This is a genomic window from Mycobacterium sp. G7A2 (assembly GCF_041902445.1).
Lineage (GTDB): Bacteria > Actinomycetota > Actinomycetes > Mycobacteriales > Mycobacteriaceae > Mycobacterium.
On the sequence record NZ_CP169251.1, the window covers coordinates 1,743,225 to 1,762,601 of the forward strand.

Below are 19,377 nucleotides of genomic sequence, written 5' to 3' on the forward strand. Positions count from 1 at the left end.
TCCGCGACCGCGCGCGTCTGCACGCGACGCGCCCCGCATGTCCGGCATTCTGCGCGCGCTCGCTGCCGTCGGCGGCGCGCTGTGCGTCGCGTTGACGGTCGGCGCCACCGGAGCCGCGCCGTCCCACGCCACTCCGGAGTCGCCGCAGCAACCTCCGCCGGCGACACCACAGCCTCCGGTGACGCCACCACCACCGACGCCGGTGCCCCCGTCGCCGTCTGAGCCGCTGGCGTTGACGCCTCCACTCGCACCGCTGGCCCCACCGCCCGGGGGCCCGGTGCCGTCAGATCCGTTGCGCATCGGCGACGCCGCTGTCGACACCACCGGCGGCTGGCTGCCCGACGGCGCCACGCTCTCGCCGTTTGATGTTTCCAATCCGATTCTTTCGCAACTGGATCCGGCGCTGCTGCGGGCGGTCCAGGATGCCGCCCGTGCGGCCCAGAGTCAGGGCGTGGACATCAGGGTCAACTCCGGCTGGCGCTCGAAAGGTTTCCAGCAGAGGCTGTTCGACAACGCCGTGCGCAATTACGGCAGTGTGGCCGCGGCGGCCGAGCTGGTCGCCGGCCCCGACGTGTCCAAGCACGTCACCGGCCAGGCGGTGGACATCGCGCCGGTCGAAGCCGACATGTGGTTGATCGCCAACGGCAGACAGTTCGGCCTGTGCCAGATCTATGCCAACGAGATCTGGCATTTCGAGCTCGCCACCGACCAGTACGGCAACTGCCCCCCGCTGCTCCCCAACGCCGCGGGCTAGCGGCGCTCGTCGCGCAGCGGCCGGCCTCGGCTCCGGTAGAGCGCGGCATCGGCCTCGGCATACATCTCGGCGACGCGGGCATCCACAGAGCTCCGCGTCGCGACCCCGACGCTGACCTCAGGGGTATGCCGTTCGATCGCGTCCAAGAATCCTTGGATGCGATCCCCGGTGATGCAGGCGGCGAACTCGTCTCCTCCGAGACGGGCCAGTACCCCGTCCCGGGGCAGGGCGTGCTTCCAGTGGTCGGCGTAGTCGGTGATGCGACGGTCCCCGGCCAGATGTCCGTAGGTGTCGTTGAGGGTCTTGAGCCCGTCGATGTCGAGGGCGACGACGGTGACCGTCACCGGATCTGACTGAAATCGCTTCAGCAGCGACGTCGTTCCGACCTCCCAGCCTGCCCGGTTGAGCAGCCCGGTGAGCGGATCGGTGCAGGCGGCGGCGAACATCGCCCGGATCAGCACGCCGAACGACTCGGCAGCGCCGACGATCGCCACCGCGATGATGAGGAAGGTGATCACGCCGACGTGCGGGGCCGGCGCGACAGCCACGGCGACCAGACAGGCCAGCGTGAGGGCAGCAATCATGGCCCACGCCTGCCCGGGTGGATAGAAGGCCCGCAGGTACATCGCCAGAAACATCGGCGCGATCAGGCACATGTATTCGGCGGTGAGGGTGACGTGAAACGCCATCACCAGGGGTGTGGCGGCGACAGCGCAGACGATGGCCGGGGCCACCCGATCTGGCCGGAACGCGAGCCACCCGAGCGCCGCCAGACCGAGTGCGATGGCGACGATGCCGCCGGCCGGGTTTGCGAAACGTAGATCGGTGCGCACCGGGAACAACGTGAACACCACACCGTAGAGATACAGGAATGTGGTAGCGCCCAGATAGATTCGCAGCAATCGCGTGCGTTGCTCACCCAGACCGCCGCTGTCTGCGCCGGCGAGGGAGGTGGGGCGATACACGTTGCTCAATCTGCCTGCGCCGGCGCGAACCGTCAACAGCGTGCCGTCGCCACGCCTGCTCGCGGGTGATCTCCCGCGCCCGCGGGAGATCAGTTGGCGTGCAGGGCCTCGTTGAGCGTGATGCCGGTGCCGTCGCGCTTGACGACCTCGACGGCCCCGGTCACCGAGTTGCGGCGGAACAACAGGTTGTTCGCTCCCGACAGCTCGCGGGCCTTGACGGTCTGACCGTCGCCGGTCTGCACCTTGGTTCCGGCGGTCACGTACAGGCCGGCCTCGATCACGCAGTCGTCCCCGAGCGAGATGCCCAACCCGGCGTTGGCACCCAACAGGCAGCGTTGGCCCACCGAGATCACCTCGGTGCCACCGCCGGACAGGGTGCCCATGATCGACGCGCCGCCGCCGACGTCGGATCCGTCGCCGACGACGACGCCCGCCGAGATACGGCCCTCGACCATCGAGTTGCCCAGCGTGCCGGCGTTGTAGTTGACGAAGCCCTCGTGCATCACGGTCGTGCCCGACGCCAGGTGCGCGCCCAGGCGCACCCGGTCGGCGTCGGCGATGCGCACCCCGGACGGCAGCACGTAGTCGACCATGCGGGGGAACTTGTCCACGCCGTAGACCGTGACCGGGCCACGGCGGCGCAACCGCGCGCGCACGATCTCGAAGCCGTCGACGGCGCAGGGGCCGTGGTTGGTCCACACCACGTTGGTCAGCACGCCGAAGAATCCGTCGGCGTTCAGCCCGTGCGGAGGCACCAGCCGATGCGACAGCAGGTGCAGGCGAAGGTAGGCGTCGTAGGCGTCGACGGCCTTGTCGTCGAGCGACTCGATCACGGTGCGCACCGCGATGACCTCGACGCCGCGGTCGTCGTCGGTGCCGACCAGTTCGGCGAGGTCGTCGGGTACTTCGGCCACCGACAGCCGCACCGTGGCCGACGGGCCGTCGGCGCTGAGTTCGGGAGCCGGGAACCAGGTGTCCAGGACCGATCCGTCCGCCGCGACCGTCGCCAGCCCAATCCCAGATGCACCAGATGCAGAAGTCACGGTGCTTCAGGTTACCGGTGCGCCTAGCATCGCTTCACACCGTCCGCGAGCAGGTAGGAGGCCCATCACGACCGTCGACGTGACGCTGCGCCAGCTGCGGTATTTCGCCGTCCTCGGCGAGGAGCTGAACTATCGGCGGGCGGCGGAGAAACTGTTCATCACCCAACCCGCGCTGTCGACAGCGATCAAACAACTCGAGCAGCAGTTCGGCGTCGTGCTGTTCCGGCGCAACACCCGCGAGGTCGCGTTGAGCGACCTCGGCGCGGCGTGGCTGCCCCAGGTGCGGCAGGCCCTGTCCGGTGTCGACGCGGTGGTGGACAACCTGGTCATGCTGTCGGGCACCCGCCGGGGTGTGCTGCGGGTCGGCTACCTCATCGGTACGGGCGCCGACCTGTTGTTCCGGCTGGTCCGCCACTTCGAGGCCGCCTATCCGTTCGTCAGGGTGGAGCCCATCGAGTTCGACTTCGCCGATCCGACCGCGGGTCTCGCCGACGGCACCACCGAGGTCGCCATCATCCGCCCGCCCGTGGACCTGCCCGAGCACCGCATGCTCATCCTGGATTCCGAGTCGTGGGTGGCGTGCCTGCCGCGCGATCACCGACTGGCGCAGCGATCCGAGGTCGCCATCACCGAACTGCTCGACGACCCGATCGTGTGCGCGCCCCTGACCGCGGGTAGCTGGCGGGACTACTGGCTGGCCATGGACGTGCGCGGTAACCGGCCGCCGAACATCGCGGCGGTCGCGGCGACATACGAGGCAGAGACGACGGCCATCGCACGCGGTCTGGGGATCAGCTTCACCACGTCCTCGGTGGCCCGGTTCTACGACCGGCCCGGGATCGTCTACGTGCCGATCGCCGACCGTCCCCCGAGCCACACCGCGCTCGCCTGGCATCCGGCCGTACTCAGTCCGCAGGCCGAGGCCCTGGTCCGCCATGTCCAAACACAGTGGAATTTCGGGGAGACCGGTGATCGGGAGCCACCGGACGCGGACTTATAACCTGCGTTTATCACCACATCAAATGATCGAACTTCCGCTGTCGTACGGATGACTGTTCTCTGTCTTCAGGTATCCGATCCCACGCATTGACCTGGAGTGCCCATGACTGACGCAGTGGCAGCAACCACTCATTCACAACCGCCGAAGGACGGGAAGAACGCCGAAGACGCCAAGCTCGCCGAGCTGGGCTACACCCAGAAGCTGGACCGCTCGGTCGGCACGCTGGCCTCGTTCGCCATCGGCTTCGCCACCATCAGCGCCACCACCGCGGTGTTCACCGGTTTCGGCGCCGGCTACTTCACCGCCGGCGGCCCGTTCGTCTGGACGCTGCTGCTGGCCGGTGCGGTGTTCGCGCTGTGGGCGTTCATCGCCGCCGACCTGACCGCCAAGCTCCCGCTGGCCGGCTACTCCTACCAGTGGGTCAGCCGGATCAACGGCCCCAATCTGGCCTGGTTCACCGGCGTGATCGCGCTGATGGGCTGGGTGTGCGGCATGACCGGTGTCGGGTTCATCCTCTCCGGCTACCTCGGTGGCCTGTTCGGCTGGAGCATGAGCCAGAGCGCGCAGATCCTGGTCGCGATCGCCGTGGTGTTCGTGTGCGTGCTCATCAACATCTACGGTGTGCGGTTCGCCACGATGGTCAACAACATCGGCGTCAGCCTGGAGTTGGTGATCACCGTCGGAGCCACCGCGCTGGTCGCGATCATCGCGTTCTCGGCGCCGGAGAACCACCAGCCGCTGTCGGTGTTGTTCACCGGTGGCGAGGCCGGCGACAAGGACGCCTACGTGCTGGCCTGGCTGGCGGCCGCACTCGGACCGTTCTTCGGCCTGATCGGGGTGGAGTCCGGCGCCGACGTGGCCGAGGAGACCAAGAACGCCCGCTTCGTCGTCCCGAAGACGATGTTCTGCGCGCTGGTCGCCTCGATCGTCATCGAACTGCTGATGTACATGGTCTTCGTGCTCGCGATCCGCGACGTCGACGCCGTCGAGGCGAACGCCGCGGCTCCGATCGAGGAGATCATCACCCAACAGGCCGGCCCGGTGGTCACCAAAGTCATTGTCGCGGTGGCCCTGACGAACATCCTGGCGTGCCTGCTGGCCAACATCCTGGTGGCCACCCGGTTGACCTACTCGATGGCGCGCGACAACATGCTGCCGTTCTCGCATGTCTGGCGCCATGTCTCGGCGAAGAGCAAGGCGCCCACCTATGCCGTCCTGGGACTCGGCTGCCTGTCCACGGTGCTGCTGCTGTCGGCCCTGGTCAACGAGAAGGCGTTCAACTACATCATCGGGATCGCCTCGCTGCTGTTCTTCTCCGTGTACATCCTGCAGACCATCGGCCTGCTGGTGGGCTACCGCAGAGGCACCATCCCGCAGGGCGAACCAGGCACCTTCGACCTCGGCCGGTTCCGGCTGCCGCTGTACGTGACGGCGCTGGTGGTCTTCATCGGTGTCGCGATCGCGCTGCTGTTCCTCCCGCAGTTCACCTCCAACAAGTGGGTCTTCCTCGGCATCGTCGTGGTCGCGGCCATCTGGTGGATGACCGGGCTACGGTCCCGGCTCCGCCAGGGCGAGGCCGGCGCCCACTTCGCCAAGACCCACGGCATCTGATCGACGAAAAGGACAACCCTGTCATGACTTCTGTTTCCGACCTCACCACCTCGCACGCCGGCTCCTCCAACCTCGTCGCCGTGGAGCCCGGCGCCATCCGGGAAGACACCCCGCCCGGTTCGGTGATCCAGTACAGCGACTACGAACTCGACAGCTCGAGCCCGTTCGCCGGCGGGGTCGCGTGGATCGAAGGGGAGTACCTGCCCGCCTCCGAGGCGAAGATCTCGATCTTCGACACCGGCTTCGGTCATTCGGATCTCACCTACACCGTCGCCCATGTGTGGCACGGCAACATCTTCCGGCTCGACGACCACCTCGACCGGCTGCTCGACGGCGCCTCCAAGCTGCGCTTGGACGCCGGCCTCTCCAAGGCCGAACTGGCGGACATCACCAAACGCTGTGTGGCGCTGTCACAGCTGCGGGAGTCGTTCGTCAACCTGACCGTCACCCGCGGATACGGCAACCGCCGGGGTGAGAAAGACCTTTCCAAGCTGACCCACCAGGTCTACATCTACGCGATTCCCTACCTGTGGGCGTTTCCGCCCCACGAACAGATCTTCGGCACCAGCGCTGTGGTGCCCCGGCACGTGCGGCGGGCCGGTCGCAACACCGTCGACCCGACGATCAAGAACTACCAGTGGGGCGACCTGACCGCGGCCAGCTTCGAAGCCAAGGATCGGGGCGCGCGCACCGCGATCCTGCTGGACTCCGACAGCTGCGTCGCTGAAGGCCCCGGCTTCAACGTCGTCATCGTCAAGGACGGCAAGCTGGCCTCACCGTCGCGCAACGCGCTGCCCGGCATCACCCGCAAGACGGTGTTCGAGATCGCCGACTCGATGGGTGTCGAGGCGACCCTGCGGGACGTCACCAGCCACGAACTCTACGAGGCCGACGAGATCATGGCGGTCACCACCGCAGGCGGGGTCACCCCCATCAACACCCTCGACGGTGAGGCGATCGGTGCCGGTCAGCCCGGGCCGCTGACGGTGGCGATCCGGGACCGGTTCTGGGCGCTGATGGACGAGCCGTCCCCGCTCATCGAGGCCATCGATTACGAGGGCTGACGAGGCCACCGACGGGGCCGGGCGTTCCCGGCCCCGTCGATGGCTCCGGGGAAGTGGCGCGCCGACCCGCTACCGTGGTCTGTTGTGCTCGACTTACACGGTGACCCGGTCGCGCTGACGGCGGCGTTGGTGGACATCCCCAGCGAATCCCGGCACGAGAAGCGCATCGCCGACGAGATCGAGGCCGCGCTGCGCGCCCAGACCACCGGCTTCGAAGTCGTCCGCAACGGCGACGCGGTGCTCGCCCGCACCGACTTCGGCAAGCCGTCGCGGGTCCTGCTGGCCGGCCACGTCGACACCGTGCCCGCCGCCGACAACCTGCCCAGCCGGCTGGAGGACGGGGTGCTGCACGGCTGCGGCACCTCCGACATGAAATCCGGCGACGCCGTCTTCCTGCACCTGGCCGCCACCGTCGCCGATGCCGCCCACGACATCACGCTGGTGATGTACGACTGCGAGGAGATCGAGGCCTCGGCCAACGGGCTGGGTCGCATCGAACGCGAGCTGCCGCAGTGGCTGGCGGCCGACGTCGCGATCCTCGGCGAGCCCTCGGGTGGCTTCATCGAGGCCGGTTGTCAGGGCACGCTGCGCGTGATCGTGTCCGCGACCGGGACCCGGGCGCACTCCGCCCGATCCTGGCTGGGCGACAACGCGATTCACAAACTCGCGCCCGTGCTCGCCCGGCTCAACACCTATCAGGCCCGCGAGGTCGACATCGACGGCTGCGTCTACCGCGAGGGGTTGTCGGCGGTCCGCGTGGACGGCGGTGTCGCGGGTAACGTGGTGCCCGACGCGGCGTCGGTGACGGTGAATTTCCGCTTCGCCCCCGATCGCACCGTCGAGGCGGCCTACGACCACGTCCGCGACGTCCTCGACGGACTCGACGTCGGCATCGAACTCACCGACTCAGCTGCCGGTGCCCTACCCGGGCTGACGAAACCGGCAGCGGCGGCACTCGTCAATGCCGCAGGCGGGGCGGTGCGAGCCAAGTACGGCTGGACCGATGTGTCCCGGTTCGCGGCGCTGGGCGTGCCCGCGGTGAACTACGGCCCCGGGGACCCCAACCTGGCCCATCGGGCCGACGAACGGGTCGATGCCGCCCAGATCGGCGCCGTCACCGAGACCCTGCGCCGCTATTTAACCGGTTGACGAAGCCGATAACGTGACAACCATGCTGGGAGCAGAAGACATCTCCGGATAGTTCCCCGGAGCTCGCATCCAATCGCCCGTCCGGGCCATCTCGCGCCCTTGTCTCGGAGCCTTCCCGCATGTCTTCTCTCACCCTGTCCGACGTCTCGCTGCGCTGGGACGACGGCACCGCGTTGTTCACCGAGTTGTCGTTCGCGCCCGGCCCGGGACGTACCGGCCTGGTCGCCCGCAACGGCACCGGCAAGAGCGCGCTGCTGCGGCTCATCGCCGGTGAACTGGCGCCGTCGAGCGGTTCGATCGTCGTGGACGGCACCGTCGGCTATCTGCCCCAGACACTTCCGTTGCTCGATGACCGCAGTGTGGCCGAGTTGCTCGGCGTGGCAGCGGTGATCGAGGCACTCGAGGCGCTGGCGGGCGGTGATTCCAGCGAGCGGGTGTTCACCGCGATCGGCGACGACTGGGATGTCGAGACGCGGGTGCGCGCCCAACTCGACCGCCTCGGCCTGGCTGACGTGAGCCTGGACCGATCGCTGCGCTCACTGTCCGGCGGTGAGGTGGTCAGCCTCGGGCTGGCGCGAGAGTTGTTGCGAAGCCCCGACATCCTGCTGCTCGACGAACCCACCAACAACCTCGACACCGCTGCCCGCCAGCGACTGGACGCGGCGCTGGACGACTACACCGGGTTGTTGGTGGTTGTCAGCCACGACCGCGCCCTGCTCGATCGCATGGATCGTATCGCCGAGCTGCGCGACGGCCGGATCTCCACCTACGGCGGGAATTTCAGTGGCTATCTGGCCGCCGTCGACGAGGCTCAGCGCGCCGCCGCGGAGGCGGTGCGCGGCGCCGAGCAGCACCTGAAACGAGAGAAGCGGCAGCGTCAGCAGGCCCGTGAGCGGGCCGACCGCAAGGCCGGCAACGCCAAGCGCACACTCTCCGACGCCGGCCTGCCGAAGATCGTGGCCGGGGCGATGAAACGTCGCGCCCAGGAGACCGCAGGCCGGGGCGACGGCGTGCACGCCCGGCGTGTCGACGACGCTCGGAACCGACTCGACGATGCCGAGCGGGCGTTACGCGAGGAGGACACTCTGGTGCTGGACCTGCCGGACACCGCCGTGCCCGCCGGTCGAACACTGTTGCACGCCAGTGGTGTACGCGTGTCGCGTGGCGGTCGCGCGGTGCTCGACGAGGTGGAATTCGCGGTGCGGGGGCCGGAGCGGATCGCGCTGACCGGTCCGAACGGGGCCGGCAAGACCACGTTGTTGCGCGTGCTGATGGGGGAGATCGAGCCGGAGGGCGGCGAGGTCCACGTCGCCGCCGGACGGGTCGCGTACCTGTCGCAGCGGCTGGACCTACTCGACGACGGCCGCTCGGTCGCGGAGAACCTGGCCGCGGCGGCGCCGAGCCTGTCTTTGACCCGGCAGCGGCATCTGCTGGCGCAGTTTCTGTTTCGCGGCGACAGCGTCGACACCGCCGCCGGGTCACTGTCCGGCGGGGAGCGACTTCGTGCCACGCTGGCTTGCGTGCTGTTCGCCGAGCCGGCCCCACAGCTGCTGATGCTCGACGAGCCGACCAACAACCTCGACCTGGCCGGCGTGGCGCAGCTCGAGTCGGCGCTGGCCGCCTACCGGGGAGCGTTCATCGTCGTCAGTCACGACGAGGTGTTCCTCGACCGGATCGGGGTGCAGCGGCGGGTGCGGCTCACCGGAGGTCGGGTCAGCGAAACCGGCGGCGACCAGGACGGCCAGGACGAGTAGGGACGACTGGGACGGCTGGGACGGCCAGGACACCCGGGCCGACGAGGACGCCCGGGGCGCAGGGACGCCGGGACGACCTAGGTCGAGGGCCGGGCCTCACCGGCGCCGGAACCCGGGGACTCGACGGGTGCGGTACCGGTGCCCGGCTCCGTCCCCGGCGCTGCGCCGTCGGCAGGTTCGGCGTCGCCGGCTCCAGGTGGTCCGCTGTCCTCCGACGTGTCTGCCGCGGTGCTCTGGGAGACCTGCTGAACACCCTGCATGACCTGCTGGGGGAGTTGCTGCAACGGCTGTCCGAGCGCCGCCAACGGCGCGCCGAGCTGCTGCCCCATCTGCCCGAGCTGTCCGAGTTGACCGACCACCTGGCCGACCGCGTCGGAGCCCGACACGGCAGCTCCGGATGCCCCACCGGCTCCGGGCGCGCCGCCGGCGTTACCGGCCGCGCCGGCCCCGGCCGGTCCTCCGTCGGCGAGCGCTTCGGCGGCGGCCTTGATGGCGGCGGCGCCGCGCTGGTCACCGTGTTCGTACGCCACGGCCGCCTGCTGCAGGAGTTCCGAGATCCGGGCGCCGCTGTCCTGGGTGGCCGTCATGGTGCCCGAGCGGCTACCGAGTGCGGCTTGCAGTGCCGTCTGCACCGCATGGGCGATGGTGCCGTGTGAGGTCGCGACGGCGGCGGACCCCGGGGCCGCCGCATTCAGCGACCCCAACCCGGTCGCCACGCCGGTGTGGATTTCCGAGAGGGAACGCACACCGTCGGTGTCCACCGACAACGGCTCGACCATCACTTGCCTCCCAATGCCTGCTCCGCACCGAGTCTAGGGCCGCCGGGCGTGGCGCCCGATCACCAAATCGTCGTCACGACCCGTTGATCTCCGCAAGCGCATCGCGGCCGAACGCACAGTCCAGCTCACCGGTCAGCCGGGCCAGCGTCTCACCGGCCCGCGCATCCCCGAGTCGCGCACCGACATGGGCGGCCCGCAACGCCACCGCGGTCTGCCCGCCCCGCTCCGCGGCCTTGACCGCGGCTCGGGCCGCTTCGACGGCGCCGTGCGTGTCGTGCTGGGCGGCCAGTGTCGCGGCGCGAGCCAGGCTCAGTTCCGGGGCGAAGAGCATCGACTTGAGGCCATGTCGTGCCTCGGCGCGTGCCAGCGCCTTACCCGCATCAGCCGGCCTGCCGAGCCGGCCCAACGCCTGCGCAAGCAGCATCCAGGCCAGCGGCCCCCACGAGTATCCGGTCGGCGCGAGCGTGGTTGCAGCGTCCCGCAACAGCGAGACCGCTTGAGTGAGTTCACCTCTGGCGAGCAGCACGTCAGCGGTGAGGACCTCGCCGATTGCGCGGCCGGGCTGTCTGCGCTGGGCGAACTCGGTGAGCCGCTGCGCCAGCGTCAGCGCGCGATCCGACTCGCCGGTCATCAGCAGCGCGGTCGTCTGTCCGAACCCGCTGGTGAAGCGCAGCAGGCCCGGTTGGCCCGCCGAGACGGCGCGCTCGGCGAGGGCGTCCACGTCGTCGAACCGGCCCGTGCGCGCCGCGCACAGCGCCGCCGCCGACGCCGCCCAGCCGACCGCGGTCTCGTCGGGGTCAGTGGATTCCAGTACCTGCTCGGCCACCTCACGGGCCAGCTCGAGGTTGCCCGCATTCATCGCGAACGTGGCCGACAGCGCGTCCACCGCGGTGCGTGCCGCCGGATCGTCCACCTTCGCGCGGATGGACTGCAGGAACGCGGTCGCCCGCGCGGGTTCTGACAGCATCCAGAACTGGTTGGCCGCGGTGGGCAGCGCCCACGCGATCAGTTCGTCGTCGCTCAGCGATGCGGGGTCCAGACCGGCGAGCACCGCGTCGGCCTCCCGTCCGCGGCCCTGCCACGCCAGCGCGTAGCCGGCGGTCAATCGGGCGTCGAGGTCGTGCCCGCCGCCCAGCCCCGCCCGCGCGAGCCGCTCGCTGAGTTCCAGGTCGCCGAGCCGCAGTGCCTCGCGGGCGGCCGCGCACAGGTCGGGCGCCGGGAGCGGGCTGTCGCTGCCGATCGACAGGGCGGCCACCCGCAGCCGGCCCACCACCCCGCGCGGGTGTGCCGACGACAAGCGGCCCACCACCGCCGACCGCAGGCGTCGCAGGTCCGGGCCGCCGAGCCGGTCGCGCACCGAGTCGACGAACAGCGGATGCGCGGGGCGCACCCCGTCCTGGCTGATGATCACGGCGCCCGCCTGAATGCCGTCGTCGACAGCGTGGGCACTGGTCAGCGCGGCGGCGTCCTCGAGGCTCAGCGGATCCGCGACCGCCAGGAACTCCAGCACGCGGCGGGTCGTGCTCGACAGCCCGGTGACGAACGTATCGACCTGCGCCCGCAGCCGGCTGTCCTCATGGCCCGGCGGCGTCACGTCCACCCGCGCCACGACGTCGTCGTGCCACAGAGCGGCGACCTCCGCCGGCACCGGCCACTGTCCGACAGTGGCGGTGAGCACCACGCGGACCGCCCGGCTCACCGCCAGTTGGTAGACCAGAGCCGCCGACAGCGCGTCCAGATGATGCGCATCGTCGATCACCAACAACCTGCCGTCGCCCACGATCTGCCGAGCGGTCGCCAACACCGAGGCGGTTTTGCCGGATTCCGGCACATCCAGCAGATGCTCGAAGGCCCCGAACGGCACGTCCGGGGGCGACGCCGTCGCGAGCACCCAGTCCACCCGGTCGAATTCGGCCGACAGATGTTCGGCCGCGCGGCGGGCCAGCGTCGACTTGCCGACGCCGGCCGGGCCGACCAACACGGCCCCGGCCTGCGCATGCACGCCGCGTTCGACGAACTCGAGTGCCGGATCCGACCGTCCGGTCACCCATCCGATCGGTGCGCGCACGGGCATCGCCGGAGTGTATGGCTAGGTTTGTCCGTGTGTCCCGAGAAGCGTCCCCAGAACCCGACCGCGAATGGGCGATCTGCGTGTACTGCGCGTCGAGCCCGACGCATCCCGAGTTGCTCGACCTGGCCCACCAGCTCGGCAAAGCCATCGCCGATCAAGGCTGGACGCTGGTCTCCGGAGGCGGCAACGTCTCGGCGATGGGCGCGGTCGCCTCGGCCGCGCGCTCGCACGGCGGCTACACCGTCGGCGTGATCCCCAAGGCGCTGGTCCATCGCGAGGTGGCCGACACCGAGGCCGACGAACTCGTCGTCACCGACACGATGCGGGAACGCAAGCAGGTCATGGAGGACCGCGCCGACGCGTTCATCTCGCTGCCCGGCGGCATCGGCACGCTGGAGGAATTCTTCGAAGCCTGGACAGCGGCGTATTTGGGTATGCACTCGAAACCGATCGTGATGCTCGACCCGTTCGGGCATTACGAGGGTTTGCTGGTTTGGCTGCGCCAGCTGGCGGACACCGGCTACGTCGCCGACGAGGCGCTGCGGCGCCTCATCGTCGTCGAGGACGTGGACGCCGCACTGGCCGCGTGCGCACCGACCCGCTGACCCGCATCGGCCGCAACTAAGGTGTCCGACAAACGACCGGAGGAAGAAAGCACCGACATGACGACGTGTATCGATGGGCAGATGAAATGAGTGGGGCGCGCCGCAGCGTCGGAGTCCTCGACGTCGCCAAACAGCTTCCCGGCTTCCTCAAAGACACCCCGACGATTCTGCGCGGAGTGATCACCGGGTTCGGTGCCCGGCCGTCCGCCAAGACCTCGATCGGCAAGATCTTCCAGGACCGGGCGGCCAGCTACGGCGACCACGTGTTCATCAAGTTCGGCGATGAGCGGCTGACGTACCGCGAGGCCAACGAGACCGTCAACCGCTACGCCGCGGTGTTGGCGGCCAAGGGGGTCGGGCACGGCGACGTGGTCGGCATCATGCTGCGTAACTCGCCCCAGTCGGTGTTGCTGATGCTCGCCGCTGTCAAGTGTGGCGCCGTCGCGGGGATGATCAACTTCCACCAGCGCGGCGAGGTGCTCAAGCACAGTTTCGGCTTGTTGGAGGCCAAGGTCGTCGTCGCCGAGGTCGACCTGATCGACGAGATCAACGAGAGCGGCGCGGACACCAGCGGCCTGCTGACCGTCGACGAGGTCATCACGATGTCGGCGACGGCGCCCACCACGAATCCCGCCACCACCGATGCCGTGCTGGCCAAGGACAAGGCCTTCTACATCTTCACCTCGGGCACGACCGGTATGCCGAAGGCCAGCGTCATGACCCACTACCGCTGGCTGCGCGCGCTGGCCGGGTTCGGTGGTCTGGGACTGCGGCTCAACAGCAGCGACACGCTGTACTGCTGCCTGCCGCTGTACCACAACAACGCGCTGACGGTCGCGCTGTCGTCCGTGCTGAACTCCGGTGCGGCCCTGGCGCTGGGCAAGTCGTTCTCGGCGTCGAAGTTCTGGGACGACATCATCCGCTACGACGCCACCGCGTTCGTCTACATCGGCGAGATCTGCGGCTATCTGCTCAACCAGCCGGAGAAGCCGACGGATCGCCAGCACAAGGTGCGGGTCATCTGCGGTAACGGGTTGCGGCCTGCGATCTGGGACGAGTTCACCGAGCGGTTCGGCATCAAGCGGGTCTGCGAGTTCTACGCGGCCAGTGAAGGCAACACCGCGTTCGTCAACGTCTTCAACATCGACAAGACGACCGGCATCTGTCCCAGCCCGATCGCATTCGTCGAGTACGACCACGACACCGGCGAACCGAAACGCGGTCCCGACGGCCGTGTGCACAAGGTCGAGAACGGCGAGCCGGGTCTGCTGCTGTCCAAGGTCAGCAACTTCCAGCCGTTCGACGGCTACACCGACAAGGAAGCCACCGAGAAGAAGCTGGTCCGCGATGCCTTCAAGGAGGGCGACGTGTGGTTCAACACGGGGGACCTGATGCGGGCGCAGGGCTTCGGGCACGCCGCGTTCACCGACCGGCTCGGCGACACGTTCCGCTGGAAGGGCGAGAACGTCGCAACCACGGAGGTCGAGGCGGCGATCTCCACGCATCCGCAGATCGAGGAGGCGACGGTCTTCGGCGTCGAGGTGCCGGGTGCGGGTGGTCGGGCCGGCATGGCCGCGATCCAGCTGAAGAACGGTGACGAGCTCGACGGCAAGGCGCTGGCCGAGGCCGCCTACGACAAGCTGCCCGGCTACGCGGTGCCGCTGTTCGTGCGGGTGGTGACGGAGTTGGCGCACACGTCGACGTTCAAGAGCCAGAAGGTCGACCTGCGTAAAGAAGGTTACGGCAAGGCCAGCGGCGATGACGACGACAGCGAGGACGTCACGATCGACGACCCGCTGTACGTGCTCTCCGGCAAGGACGAGGGCTACGTCCCGTTCTACGACGAGTACCCCGACGAGGTCGCTTCGGGCAAGAAACCCAAGTAGCGCCCGCCAGCGCTGCGATCTGCGCATTCCGGCCGGAACCACGGGTCCGGCCGGAACGTAGCCTGAATGGCGTGGAGTCGACGTTTCTGGGCCGGCCGGTGGCCGGTGACCGTGCGCTGATCATGGCGATCGTGAACCGGACGCCGGACTCGTTCTACGACCGCGGCGCCACCTTCACCGACGAGGCGGCCAAAGAGGCCGCCCACCGGGTCATCGCCGACGGCGCCGACGTCGTGGACATCGGCGGGGTCAAGGCGGGCCCCGGCGAGGTCGTCGACACCGCAGAAGAGATCGCAAGGGTGGTGCCCTTCATCGAGTGGCTGCGCAGCACCTTTCCCGAGCAGCTCATCAGCGTCGACACCTGGCGTGCCGAGGTGGCCAAGCAGGCCTGCGCGGCGGGTGCGGATCTGATCAACGACACCTGGGGTGGGGTCGATCCCGAGCTGGCGGGCGTCGCGGCGGAGTTCGGGGCGGGCCTGGTCTGCTCCCACACCGGGGGCGCGGTGCCGCGCACCCGGCCGTTCCGCGTCAACTACGGGATCTCCGAGCGAGGGGTGGTCGACGACGTCATCGCCGAGGTGACCGCCGCCGCCGAGCGCGCGGCCGCACTCGGGGTCCGCCGCGACGGCATCCTGATCGACCCGACCCACGATTTCGGCAAGAACACTTACCACGGTCTTAGTTTGTTGCGCCACGTAAAAGAGCTTGTAAATACTGGATGGCCCGTCCTGATGGCGCTGAGCAACAAAGATTTTGTCGGGGAGACTCTGGGTGTGGGCCTCACCGAACGCCTCGAAGGCACCCTGGCAGCGACGGCGATGGCCGCCGCCGAGGGCGCGGCGATGTTCCGGGTGCACGAGGTGGGACCCACGCGTCGAGTACTGGAGATGGTTGCGTCAATCAAGGGCGCCCGTCAGCCGAAACGAACGGTGAGGGGACTGGCATGACTGTCTTGTCTGATCGAATCACGGGACTGGCCATCGACGATGTGGCCGACCACCGGTGGCTGACCGATCACAGCTGGAGCCGCCCGTCGTGGACGGTCGCCGAGCTCGAGGCCGCCAAGCGGGGCCGCACGGTTTCCGTCGTGCTTCCTGCGCTCAACGAGGAGGAAACCGTCGCCGGGGTGGTCGAGACCATCACCCCGCTGCTGGGCGGACTCGTCGACGAATTGATCGTGCTGGACTCCGGCTCCACCGACGACACCGAGATCCGGGCGGTCGCCGCCGGAGCGCGGGTGGTCAGCCGGGAGGTCGCGCTACCCGAGGTCGAGACGCAGCCCGGCAAGGGTGAGGTGCTGTGGCGGTCGCTGGCCGCCACGACCGGCGACATCGTCGCATTCGTCGATTCCGATCTGCTCGATCCCGATCCGATGTTCGTGCCCAAGCTGCTGGGGCCGCTGCTGACGACCGAGGGTGTGCACCTGGTCAAGGGCTTCTACCGGCGGCCGCTGCGGGTCAGCGGCAAAGAGGACGCCAACGGTGGTGGCCGCGTCACCGAACTGGTGGCCCGCCCGCTGCTCGCGGCGCTGCGACCCGAGCTGACCTGCCTCTACCAGCCGCTGGGCGGCGAGTACGCCGGCACCCGCGAGCTGTTGACCGCGGTACCGTTCGCGCCCGGCTACGGGGTGGAGATCGGCCTGCTGATCGACGCCTACGACCGGTTGGGCCTCGACGCGCTGGCCCAGGTGAATCTGGGTGTGCGGACCCACCGCAACCGGCCGCTGACCGAGCTGGCGTCGATGAGCCGCCAGGTCATCGCCACCCTGCTGTCGCGGTGCGGCATCGAGGACTCTGGCGTGGGGCTCACGCAGTTCTTCGCCGACGGCAACAACTACAGCGCACGCACTTCGGAGGTCTGCCTGGAAGACCGCCCGCCGATGAACACGCTGCGCCCGCGCTGACCCCGTGTCGGCGGCGTCGGGCACTATCGACGTGTGACCCTCGTCCTGCTCTACCTCGTGGTGTTCGTGTTGGTGGGCATCGTGCTGTTCGCCATCGGCAGCGTCTTGTTCGGCCGCGGTGAAGTGTTACCACCGCTTCCGCAGTCCACCACCGCGACCGTGCTGCCCGCCTCCGGAGTGACCGGCGCCGACGTCGAGGCGCTCAAGTTCACCCAGACGCTGCGCGGTTACAAGGCCGGTGAAGTGGACTGGGTGCTCGACCGCTTGGGTCGCGAACTCGACCAGCTCAGAGGCGAGCTGGCCGCGGTGCGCGCCCGGCAGGGCCTCGGCGCGGAGACGGGCACCACCTTCGGCGGTGACGACGTCTCCCATGTCGACGACGGCTCCCACGTCGACGACTTCTCCCACGTGGACGACGGCTCCCACGTGTCCCGCGTCTCGCACGCCGACGACGCCTCCCACGTCGAGGACGTGCAGGTGCCCGACGCCGAGTGGGAGGGCCGGTGACGTCGGTCACTGACGATCGCCGGGTCCGATGCGGCTGGATCGACCAATCCCGGCTTTCCGCAGAGGATTTCGTGCTCTACCGGGACTACCACGACACCGAGTGGGGCCGACCGCTGTACGGCTCGGCGGCGCTGTTCGAGCGGGTGAGCCTGGAAGCGTTCCAGAGCGGGTTGTCCTGGCTGATCATCCTGCGCAAGCGCGACAACTTCCGCGCCGCGTTCGACGGGTTCGACGTCGAACGGGTGGCCCGGTACACCGACGGTGACATCGAGCGACTGCTCACCGACACCGGCATCGTGCGCAACCGGGCCAAGATCGAAGCCACGGTGTCCAATGCCCGGGTGGTGGCCGACCTCGCCGACGCCGGTGTCGACCTCAGCGAGCTGCTCTGGTCGTTCGCGCCACCCGACCGGCTCACCCGCGACCGGCCTGCCGATCTGGCCGGTGTCGCCGCAGTGTCGCCGGAGTCGACCGCGATGGCCAAGGACCTCAAGCGGCGCGGCTTCCGCTTCGTCGGGCCCACGACGGCCTACGCCCTGATGCAGGCCACCGGAATGGTCGACGATCATGTCGCCGACTGCTGGGTTCCGCGCCTCGGTGAAACACCATCGGAGCAGCTATAGGCGGGTCTTTGCACACGAGCAGGCCAGGATAGGGAACAATAAGACTCTGTAGCAGTTCAAGGCCGGTTGCTGTCCGCGGCAGATGAGCGGGCAGTGCCGGCTCCGGGAACAGACCGGGCCCAGACGGGCACGCCTTTGTGGAGGGAGCACTCGATGGCGGCGATGAAGCCCCGGACCGGAGACGGTCCACTGGAAGCAACCAAGGAGGGGCGCGGCATCGTGATGCGGGTACCACTGGAAGGCGGTGGCCGACTGGTGGTCGAACTCACCCCGGACGAGGCAGCCGCTCTCGGAGAGGAACTGAGGGGCGTCACGAGCTAGCCCGAAGCAGGAACCGGTCGCGTAGCGCGCGGCCGGTTCTTTGCTGTGGGGCCTTGCCGGCGGGCTGGGTCAGTAGAGCTAGGTCAGAACGTGCTGGTAGATCCGTAGCGTCTGCTCGGCGATCTGCGCCCAGGAGAACTCGTCGATGCAGCGCTGGCGGCCCGCGGCCCCGAAATCGCGGGCCCGCTGCGGTTCCGCGACCAGCGCGTTGACCGCGGCCGCGAGACCGCGTTCGAAGCTCTCGGTGTCGTCGGGATCGTAGTGGACCAGCACTCCGGTGCGCTGATCGTCGACCACCTCGGGGATGCCACCCACATCCGAGGCCACGACCGCGCTGCCGCAGGCCATCGCCTCGAGGTTCACGATGCCCAACGGCTCGTAGACCGAGGGGCACACGAATGTGGTTGCCGCCGACAGTATCTCCCTGATCTTGTGGGTCGGCAGCATCTCCTGTACCCAGAACACCCCGGTGCGCGCGGCCGCGAGCTGCTGGACCGCGGCGGACACCTCCTCGGCGATCTCCGGGGTGTCCGGCGCACCGGCGCAGAGCACCAGTTGGACGTCGGGGGAGAAGTGGTGCGCGGCGGCGACCAGGTGCGCGACCCCCTTCTGTCGGGTGATCCTGCCGACGAACGCGACGATGGGTCGGGACGGGTCGACGCCGAGTTCCGCCAGCACCGAGCCGTCGTCGGGCGGGGATGCGGGGTACCAGACGTCGGTGTCGATGCCGTTGCGGACCACGTGCACCCGGTTCGGGTCCAGCGCCGGGTAGGTACGCAGCACATCGGCGCGCATCCCGGAGCTGACAGCGATAACCGCGGCGGCCGCTTCGACCGCCGTCTTCTCCACCCAGGACGAGATCCGGTAGCCGCCACCGAGCTGCTCGGCCTTCCACGGACGCATCGGTTCCAGCGAATGCGCGGTCAACACGTGCGGGACGCCGTAGAGCAGGGCCGCCAGGTGCCCGGCCATGCCGGTGTACCAGGTGTGGGAATGCACGACGGCCGCCGACGAGGCGGCGTTGACCATGTTCAGGTCGGCCGACAGCGTGGTGAGGGCGAAGTTCGCGCCCTGCAGGGCAGGGTCCGGCTGCGCGACGGTCGCCTCGGGCCGCGGAGCGCCCATGCAGTGCACGTCCACCTCGCACAGATGCCGCAGTTGAGCGACGAGCTCTGTGACGTGCACTCCTGCTCCGCCGTAGACCTCGGGTGGATATTCCCGAGTCATCATCGCCACCCGCATGCTGTCGACGGTAGCCGGTATCGAAGAGCGCCGCGCCGCATCCCCAATTGTCTTGATGGACAGTCCGACACCCCGCCCAATAGAGCGAATGGCTGGCCCC

18 protein-coding genes are annotated in these 19,377 nt (G+C 68.9%); 13 read left to right on the forward strand and 5 right to left on the reverse strand.

Annotation, left to right across the window (positions count from 1 at the left end; genetic code table 11):
- Window positions 1–37: 37 nt before the first annotated feature.
- A complete protein-coding gene (locus ACEWX3_RS08575) occupies window positions 38–754 on the forward strand; it encodes a M15 family metallopeptidase (protein WP_374159182.1) in 717 nt (238 codons plus the stop codon).
- Here the strand turns inward: ACEWX3_RS08575 and ACEWX3_RS08580 are convergent.
- On the reverse strand, window positions 751–1,719 hold the full coding sequence (locus ACEWX3_RS08580) for a diguanylate cyclase (protein WP_374159183.1): 969 nt from the start codon (window positions 1,717–1,719) through the stop codon (window positions 751–753). The two genes, ACEWX3_RS08575 and ACEWX3_RS08580, sit on opposite strands and share 4 nt — an antisense overlap.
- Before the next feature lie 89 nt (window positions 1,720–1,808).
- Complete coding sequence (gene dapD / locus ACEWX3_RS08585; RefSeq protein ID WP_207068285.1) at window positions 1,809–2,762, reverse strand: 2,3,4,5-tetrahydropyridine-2,6-dicarboxylate N-succinyltransferase; 954 nt, start codon at window positions 2,760–2,762, stop codon at window positions 1,809–1,811.
- Between the two features lie 79 nt (window positions 2,763–2,841).
- Between dapD and ACEWX3_RS08590 the strand changes: the two genes are divergently transcribed.
- From ACEWX3_RS08590 to ACEWX3_RS08610, 5 genes are all read left to right on the forward strand, one after another.
- Window positions 2,842–3,762, forward strand: a complete 921-nt coding sequence (locus tag ACEWX3_RS08590) for a LysR family transcriptional regulator (RefSeq protein WP_207068284.1) — start codon at window positions 2,842–2,844, stop codon at window positions 3,760–3,762.
- Window positions 3,763–3,864: 102 nt separating this feature from the next.
- Complete coding sequence (locus ACEWX3_RS08595; protein ID WP_207068283.1) at window positions 3,865–5,373, forward strand: APC family permease; 1,509 nt, start codon at window positions 3,865–3,867, stop codon at window positions 5,371–5,373.
- Window positions 5,374–5,396: 23 nt separating this feature from the next.
- Window positions 5,397–6,437, forward strand: coding sequence for an aminotransferase class IV (locus ACEWX3_RS08600; protein WP_374159184.1), 1,041 nt, complete (start codon window positions 5,397–5,399; stop codon window positions 6,435–6,437).
- A gap of 84 nt (window positions 6,438–6,521) precedes the next feature.
- Window positions 6,522–7,586, forward strand: a complete 1,065-nt coding sequence (gene dapE, locus ACEWX3_RS08605) for a succinyl-diaminopimelate desuccinylase (RefSeq protein ID WP_221362345.1) — start codon at window positions 6,522–6,524, stop codon at window positions 7,584–7,586.
- A gap of 119 nt (window positions 7,587–7,705) precedes the next feature.
- Window positions 7,706–9,340, forward strand: a complete 1,635-nt coding sequence (locus ACEWX3_RS08610) for an ABC-F family ATP-binding cassette domain-containing protein (RefSeq protein WP_374159185.1) — start codon at window positions 7,706–7,708, stop codon at window positions 9,338–9,340.
- A gap of 77 nt (window positions 9,341–9,417) precedes the next feature.
- On the opposite strand, the gene ACEWX3_RS08615 is transcribed toward ACEWX3_RS08610, so the two are convergent.
- Window positions 9,418–10,119 (reverse strand): type VII secretion target, encoded by a 702-nt coding sequence (locus ACEWX3_RS08615; protein ID WP_374159186.1) that lies wholly within the window; start codon window positions 10,117–10,119, stop codon window positions 9,418–9,420.
- A gap of 73 nt (window positions 10,120–10,192) precedes the next feature.
- On the reverse strand, window positions 10,193–12,193 hold the full coding sequence (locus ACEWX3_RS08620) for an AAA family ATPase (RefSeq protein ID WP_374159187.1): 2,001 nt from the start codon (window positions 12,191–12,193) through the stop codon (window positions 10,193–10,195).
- 29 nt (window positions 12,194–12,222) lie between these two features.
- Here ACEWX3_RS08620 and ACEWX3_RS08625 point away from each other — a divergent pair, with 29 nt between their 5' ends.
- From ACEWX3_RS08625 to ACEWX3_RS08655, 7 genes are all read left to right on the forward strand, one after another.
- Entirely contained in the window at window positions 12,223–12,795 is a 573-nt protein-coding gene (locus ACEWX3_RS08625; RefSeq protein WP_286183424.1) for a TIGR00730 family Rossman fold protein, read from the forward strand.
- An 86-nt stretch (window positions 12,796–12,881) separates the two neighbouring features.
- Complete coding sequence (gene fadD6, locus ACEWX3_RS08630) at window positions 12,882–14,681, forward strand: long-chain-acyl-CoA synthetase FadD6 (RefSeq protein ID WP_374159188.1); 1,800 nt, start codon at window positions 12,882–12,884, stop codon at window positions 14,679–14,681.
- A 122-nt stretch (window positions 14,682–14,803) separates the two neighbouring features.
- Window positions 14,804–15,628 carry a dihydropteroate synthase gene (gene folP, locus ACEWX3_RS08635; RefSeq protein ID WP_286183454.1) on the forward strand — a complete coding sequence of 275 codons (825 nt, stop codon included), beginning with the start codon at window positions 14,804–14,806 and terminating at the stop codon, window positions 15,626–15,628.
- The gene (locus ACEWX3_RS08640) at window positions 15,625–16,584 is read left to right on the forward strand and encodes a glucosyl-3-phosphoglycerate synthase (protein WP_207068274.1); all 960 of its coding nucleotides are present in this window, start codon (window positions 15,625–15,627) and stop codon (window positions 16,582–16,584) included. The genes folP and ACEWX3_RS08640 overlap by 4 nt, the downstream gene beginning before the upstream one ends.
- A gap of 33 nt (window positions 16,585–16,617) precedes the next feature.
- Window positions 16,618–17,091 carry a DivIVA domain-containing protein gene (locus ACEWX3_RS08645; protein WP_374159189.1) on the forward strand — a complete coding sequence of 158 codons (474 nt, stop codon included), beginning with the start codon at window positions 16,618–16,620 and terminating at the stop codon, window positions 17,089–17,091.
- Complete coding sequence (locus ACEWX3_RS08650; protein WP_207068273.1) at window positions 17,088–17,714, forward strand: DNA-3-methyladenine glycosylase I; 627 nt, start codon at window positions 17,088–17,090, stop codon at window positions 17,712–17,714. The genes ACEWX3_RS08645 and ACEWX3_RS08650 overlap by 4 nt, the downstream gene beginning before the upstream one ends.
- 153 nt (window positions 17,715–17,867) lie before the next feature.
- On the forward strand, window positions 17,868–18,035 hold the full coding sequence (locus ACEWX3_RS08655; protein WP_068532479.1) for a DUF3117 domain-containing protein: 168 nt from the start codon (window positions 17,868–17,870) through the stop codon (window positions 18,033–18,035).
- Between the two features lie 78 nt (window positions 18,036–18,113).
- On the opposite strand, the gene glgA is transcribed toward ACEWX3_RS08655, so the two are convergent.
- Window positions 18,114–19,277, reverse strand: a complete 1,164-nt coding sequence (glgA, locus tag ACEWX3_RS08660) for a glycogen synthase (RefSeq protein WP_221362358.1) — start codon at window positions 19,275–19,277, stop codon at window positions 18,114–18,116.
- Between the last annotated feature and the right edge of the window lie 100 nt (window positions 19,278–19,377).